Below are 5,653 nucleotides of genomic sequence, written 5' to 3'. Positions count from 1 at the left end.
ATACCATGAGCTTGTCACAGGCACAAAAGAAAGCATTTCGTAGCATTGGCCACCACCTTAACCCTGTGGTCACCGTTTCAGAGAACGGCGTCTCCGAAAACTTGCTAGCAGAACTTAATCGCGCGCTCACCGATCACGAACTGATCAAAGTGAAGCTCGCCCTTCCTGAACGTGATGAACGTGCTGCCATGGTAGCCGAACTGATCACCAACAGCCGTGCTGACCTTGTGCAAACCATTGGCAAAATGGCCCTGCTTTACCGCAGGAATCCACAGGTAAATCCGAAGCTGTCTAATGTTACCCGCTTTGAGAACCACCACGGCCGCTATTAGGGCAGCGCGTTAAATTGACGCGCTGCTGGCTATGTTCTTAACGACTGTGTTCGTAAAGACTGTGTTCGTAAAGACTGTGTTCGTAAAGACTGTGTTCGTAAAGACTATGCTCCTAAAGACTATGTTCGTAAAGACACAGCACGTAACGATTTAGCACGCAAAAAAATAGTACGTAACGACATATAAAACGCCCCTCAGCGAACAAGTGCGCTGAGGGGCGTTTTTTATTAACTATATACGACGCTACCTATTTCGTACTCGACATCGCCGCCTGGTGTTTTCACCACCACAATATCACCCTCTTCTTTGCCGATTAGGGCACGAGCAATAGGGGATGTCACCGAAATGCGTCCGGACTTAATATCGGCCTCGTCTTCGCCAACGATCCGGTAAGTGACCTCTGCATCAGTGTCTAAATTTTGCATCGACACGGTGACACCAAAAATCACTTTGCCGGTGTTTGGCAACTTGGTCACATCAATCACTTGGGCAACGGAGAGTTTGCCTTCAATCTCCTGGATACGCCCTTCGATAAATCCTTGCTGCTCGCGAGCGGCATGGTACTCGGCATTTTCTTTCAAATCGCCGTGCTCACGCGCTTCAGCGATGGCCGCGATCACCTGGGGGCGAGCTTCGCTCTTCAGATGATCAAGCTCTTCACGAAGGCTTCTTTCCCCCGCGACTGTCATCGGGACCTTGTTCATTTATTTGCTCCTGCATGCAGATCCTGAAGGCGCCGCACCGTAATTTCCCGTCCGTACTCAAGCGCCATGCAAACAGCATTAGCGCCCGCCAAGGTGGTGGCATAGGGCACCTTGCGCGAGAGAGCAGTACGTCGAATGACCGAAGAGTCGTTAATCGCCTGACGACCTTCAGTAGTGTTCACAATGTAGGCAATTTCGTCGTTCTTGAGCAGATCGACGATATGGGGACGACCTTCGTAGACTTTGTTGACGTGCTCCACAGCAAGCCCAGCAGCTTCCAAAGCAGCCGCTGTTCCTCGTGTTGCGCATAGCGTAAACCCTAATGCTAACAGAGAACGCCCCACTTCGATAATCCCCGCTTTGTCTGGTTCACGCACGGAAAGGAATGCTTTACGCGAACCATCAAACGCAGGAATCGCCTCACCCGCCCCTAACTGCGCTTTAAAGAAAGCCTCAGCAAAGGTATCACCAGAGCCCATGACTTCACCGGTTGATTTCATTTCCGGCGATAAAATCGGATCCACGCCCTGAAATTTATTGAACGGGAAGACGGCTTCTTTCACGCTATAAAAATGCGGGATGATTTCGTGTTCAAAGCCCTGCTCCGCTAGCGTTTTACCCGCCATACAACGAGCGGCAATTTGGGCCAGCGAAATACCAATGCACTTAGACACAAAAGGCACGGTACGCGAGGCGCGCGGATTCACCTCAATCACATAAATCTCGCCATCCTGCCAAGCCAGCTGCACGTTCATTAAGCCCTTAACGCCCAGCTCAACGGCCATTTGCTTCACTTGGTCGCGCATTTTGTCCTGCACATCGGCAGGTAGCGAGTAAGGCGGCAGAGCACAGGCCGAGTCACCGGAGTGAACGCCCGCTTGCTCGACGTGCTGCATAATGCCGCCAATCACAACCTGCTGGCCATCTGACACCGCATCGATATCGATCTCGATCGCCGCACTCAGGAAGTGATCCAGCAATACCGGTGAGTCGTTGGAGACTTTTACCGCGTGAGTCATGTAGTTTTCAAGCTCAGAGGCGTCATAAACGATTTCCATCGCGCGACCGCCAAGTACGTAGCTTGGGCGCACCACTAGCGGATAACCAATCACCTCGGCTTTATCAAACGCTTCTGCAAAGCTACGCGCTGTCGCATTAGGCGGCTGCTTCAGGCCAAGCTTATCGATCATCACCTGGAAGCGCTCGCGGTCTTCTGCACGGTCAATGGCATCCGGCGTGGTACCGATAATCGGTACGCCAGCGGCTTCCAGCTCACGCGCGAGCTTCAGCGGCGTCTGGCCGCCAAACTGCACGATAACGCCGACCGGCTTCTCTTTATCAGCAATTTCAAGCACGTCTTCCAGCGTCACCGGCTCAAAATAGAGACGATCAGAGGTGTCGTAGTCGGTAGACACCGTTTCTGGGTTGCAGTTGACCATGATAGTTTCATAACCGTCGTCACGCATCGCGATAGCGGCATGTACACAGCAGTAATCAAACTCAATACCTTGGCCGATACGGTTGGGGCCACCGCCCAGTACCATAATTTTCTGACGATCAGATACATCCGCCTCGCACTCCTCTTCGTACGTGGAGTACATATAGGCGGTGTCCGACGCGAACTCAGCGGCACAGGTATCAACACGCTTGTAGACAGGGCGAATACCGGCGGCCTGACGCGCTTGACGGAAGTCTTTTTCGCTCACGTTCAGCAGCGTTGCCAGACGCGCATCGCCAAAGCCTTTGCGCTTAAGCTGGTAAAGCTCACGGGCAGAAAGATCGGCCAGCGAGCGCTTAGCAACAGCGGCTTCAGTCAGCACCAAATCTTCAAGCTGAACCAAGAACCAAGGGTCGATATTGGTCAGTGCAAAGACACCATCAACGCTCATACCCGCGCGCATGGCGTCTGCCACGTAGAAAATACGCTCAGCACCGGCGGCCTGAAGCTCACCCTGGATAAGCGCCATGTTGTCCGGCGTAAAGTCGGTAATGATCGGATCTAAGCCATCGTTACCTGTTTCCAGGCCGCGCAATGCTTTCTGTAGCGACTCCTGGAAGGTGCGGCCAATCGCCATTACCTCACCCACTGACTTCATCTGCGTGGTTAAACGGTCATTGGCCTGCGGGAATTTTTCAAAGGTGAAGCGCGGAATTTTAGTAACCACGTAGTCGATCGATGGCTCAAATGACGCCGGCGTACGACCACCGGTAATATCATTTTGCAGCTCGTCCAGCGTGTAGCCAATCGCCAACTTAGCGGCGATTTTCGCGATCGGAAATCCGGTCGCCTTAGAGGCCAGCGCCGAGGAGCGAGAGACCCGCGGGTTCATCTCGATAACGACCAGGCGGCCAGTCTTCGGGTCCATGCCGAACTGTACGTTGGAACCCCCGGTTTCCACACCAATCTCGCGCAGTACGGCCAGGCTGGCGTCACGCATGATCTGATATTCTTTATCGGTCAGCGTTTGCGCCGGTGCTACGGTGATGGAATCACCGGTGTGCACGCCCATCGGGTCGAAGTTTTCAATCGCGCAGACGATGATGCAGTTGTCGTTTTTATCGCGCACAACTTCCATCTCATACTCTTTCCAACCCAGCAGCGACTCATCAATGAGCAGCTCATGGTTGTTAGAAAGCTCAAAGCCGCGCGTACAAATCTCTTCAAACTCTTCTTTGTTGTACGCGACACCGCCGCCGGAGCCACCCATGGTATAGGAGGGGCGGATAATGCTTGGAAAGCCCAGCTCAGTCTGAATCTCCCAGGCCTCACTCATGCTGTGCGCGACTTTGGCCTTGGGACACTCTAGACCGATGCGCTTCATGGCCTGATCAAACAGGTCGCGATCTTCGGCCATATTGATAGCGTCGGCGTTAGCACCGATCATCTCAACGCCGTATTTTGCGAGCACGCCATGGTGGTCCAATTCCAGCGCGCAGTTAAGCGCCGTTTGACCACCCATGGTGGGCAAAATAGCCTGCGGACGCTCGGCTTCGATGATTTTTTCCACCGCCTGCCAGGTAATCGGCTCAATGTAGGTGGCGTCGGCCATCGCCGGGTCGGTCATGATGGTCGCGGGATTGGAGTTAACCAAAATAACGCGGTAACCCTCCTCGCGCAGCGCTTTACACGCCTGAGCGCCGGAGTAGTCAAATTCGCAGGCCTGGCCGATCACAATCGGTCCAGCGCCAATGATTAAAATACTGTTGATATCGGTACGCTTAGGCATAACGGTTCCCACAAAAAATAATGACGATGAGCGACAAAAGACGGCGATAAAGTGATGCAGCGGTGCTAGGCGAAAGCTTTCAGCAGCAACCCGCTGCCTTAGCGACGCGCCTGCATCATGGCCACAAAGCGATCAAACAGCGGTGCTACGTCTCGCGGACCGGGGCTCGCCTCTGGGTGGCCTTGAAAGCTGAACGCTGAGCGGTCAGTGCGCTCAATACCTTGCAGGGTGCCGTCGAACAGCGAACGATGCGTAGCCCGCAGATTGGCAGGCAGGGTCGCTTCATCTGCCGCAAAACCGTGGTTTTGGCTGGTAATCATCACCTTGCCAGTGTCTAGATCTTGCACCGGATGGTTAGCGCCGTGATGGCCATGGCTCATCTTGAGCGTTTTCGCACCAGAGGCGAGCGCCAGCAGCTGATGGCCCAGGCAGATTCCAAACAGCGGAACATCGGCTTCCAACACGTCCTGAATGGCTTTAATGGCGTAATCGCAGGGCTCTGGGTCGCCCGGACCATTGGCCAAAAAGACCCCATCAGGGTTCATGGCCAGTACATCAGCAGCAGGCGTTTGCGCCGGCACCACGGTAAGCCGGCAGCCGCGCGCAGCCAGCATGCGCAGGATGTTGAATTTAACGCCGTAATCAAACGCCACCACGTGGTAAGGGCACTCGCTTTTCGTGGTATCCGCGTAGCCTTGGCCCAGCGTCCACTCGCCCTCTGTCCACTCGTAAGGAGCTTTGCACGACACTTCTTTAGCCAGATCCATACCCTTCAGGCCAGGAAATGCCTTGGCGGCGTCTAGCGCCCGCGCTACCGCGTCATCGCCTTCGGCGTCAGCACCCGCCAGAATCGCCCCGTTCTGGGCACCTTTATCGCGCAGAATGCGCGTTAGCCGGCGAGTATCAATATCGGCAATGCCCAACACGTTCTGACTTTTCAGATAATCCGACAGCGATTGCTCAGAGCGAAAGCTGCTGGCCATTAACGGCAAATCGCGAATCACCAAGCCCGCCGCCGCAATCGACCCAGACTCGATGTCTTCGGCATTAATGCCGGTATTGCCGATATGAGGATAGGTGAGCGTAACAATTTGGCGGGTGTAGGAAGGGTCAGTGAGGATTTCTTGGTAGCCGGTCATGGCCGTATTGAACACCACCTCACCGCTTGTTAGTCCATCCGCGCCAATGGCGGTTCCATGGAAAACGCTACCATCTTCCAGAGCCAATATTGCGGGTTTGCTCAATGCGGTGTTATTCAAAACAAGATCCTCCCATGCTGGTGGGAGCCTGTTGGGCGCAGGCTCAGCAATTTCTGCATTAAAACTTCTTTGAAATAAGGGCCGTAAAAAAGCGGGACGAAGCCGATAAAAAGAATCGGTTTCATCCCGCT

The 5,653-nt window shown here is 54.1% G+C and carries 5 protein-coding genes; 1 reads left to right on the top strand and 4 read right to left on the bottom strand.

The annotated features are described in order from the left end of the window. Positions 1 to 5 precede the first annotated feature (5 nt). A complete protein-coding gene (gene yhbY, locus ACTH5D_RS17005; protein WP_096276247.1) occupies positions 6 to 332 on the top strand; it encodes a ribosome assembly RNA-binding protein YhbY in 327 nt (108 codons plus the stop codon). Between the two features lie 9 nt (positions 333 to 341). Here the strand turns inward: yhbY and ACTH5D_RS17000 are convergent, their stop codons facing one another. From ACTH5D_RS17000 to carA, 4 genes are all read right to left on the bottom strand, one after another. Further along, positions 342 to 455, bottom strand: coding sequence for a hypothetical protein (locus ACTH5D_RS17000; protein ID WP_441673312.1), 114 nt, complete (start codon positions 453 to 455; stop codon positions 342 to 344). Positions 456 to 559: 104 nt separating this feature from the next. Beyond that, the gene (gene greA / locus ACTH5D_RS16995; RefSeq protein WP_441673308.1) at positions 560 to 1,036 is read right to left on the bottom strand and encodes a transcription elongation factor GreA; all 477 of its coding nucleotides are present in this window, start codon (positions 1,034 to 1,036) and stop codon (positions 560 to 562) included. Then, positions 1,033 to 4,263, bottom strand: coding sequence for a carbamoyl-phosphate synthase large subunit (gene carB, locus ACTH5D_RS16990; protein ID WP_441673306.1), 3,231 nt, complete (start codon positions 4,261 to 4,263; stop codon positions 1,033 to 1,035). The genes greA and carB overlap by 4 nt, the downstream gene beginning before the upstream one ends. Before the next feature lie 98 nt (positions 4,264 to 4,361). After that, positions 4,362 to 5,507, bottom strand: a complete 1,146-nt coding sequence (gene carA / locus ACTH5D_RS16985) for a glutamine-hydrolyzing carbamoyl-phosphate synthase small subunit (RefSeq protein ID WP_441673310.1) — start codon at positions 5,505 to 5,507, stop codon at positions 4,362 to 4,364. Positions 5,508 to 5,653 lie beyond the last annotated feature (146 nt).

This window comes from Halomonas sp. (assembly GCF_052095695.1).
Taxonomy (GTDB): domain Bacteria; phylum Pseudomonadota; class Gammaproteobacteria; order Pseudomonadales; family Halomonadaceae; genus Vreelandella.
Note: the sequence above shows the minus strand (reverse complement) of the source record. Positions and strands in the feature narration are given on the sequence as shown.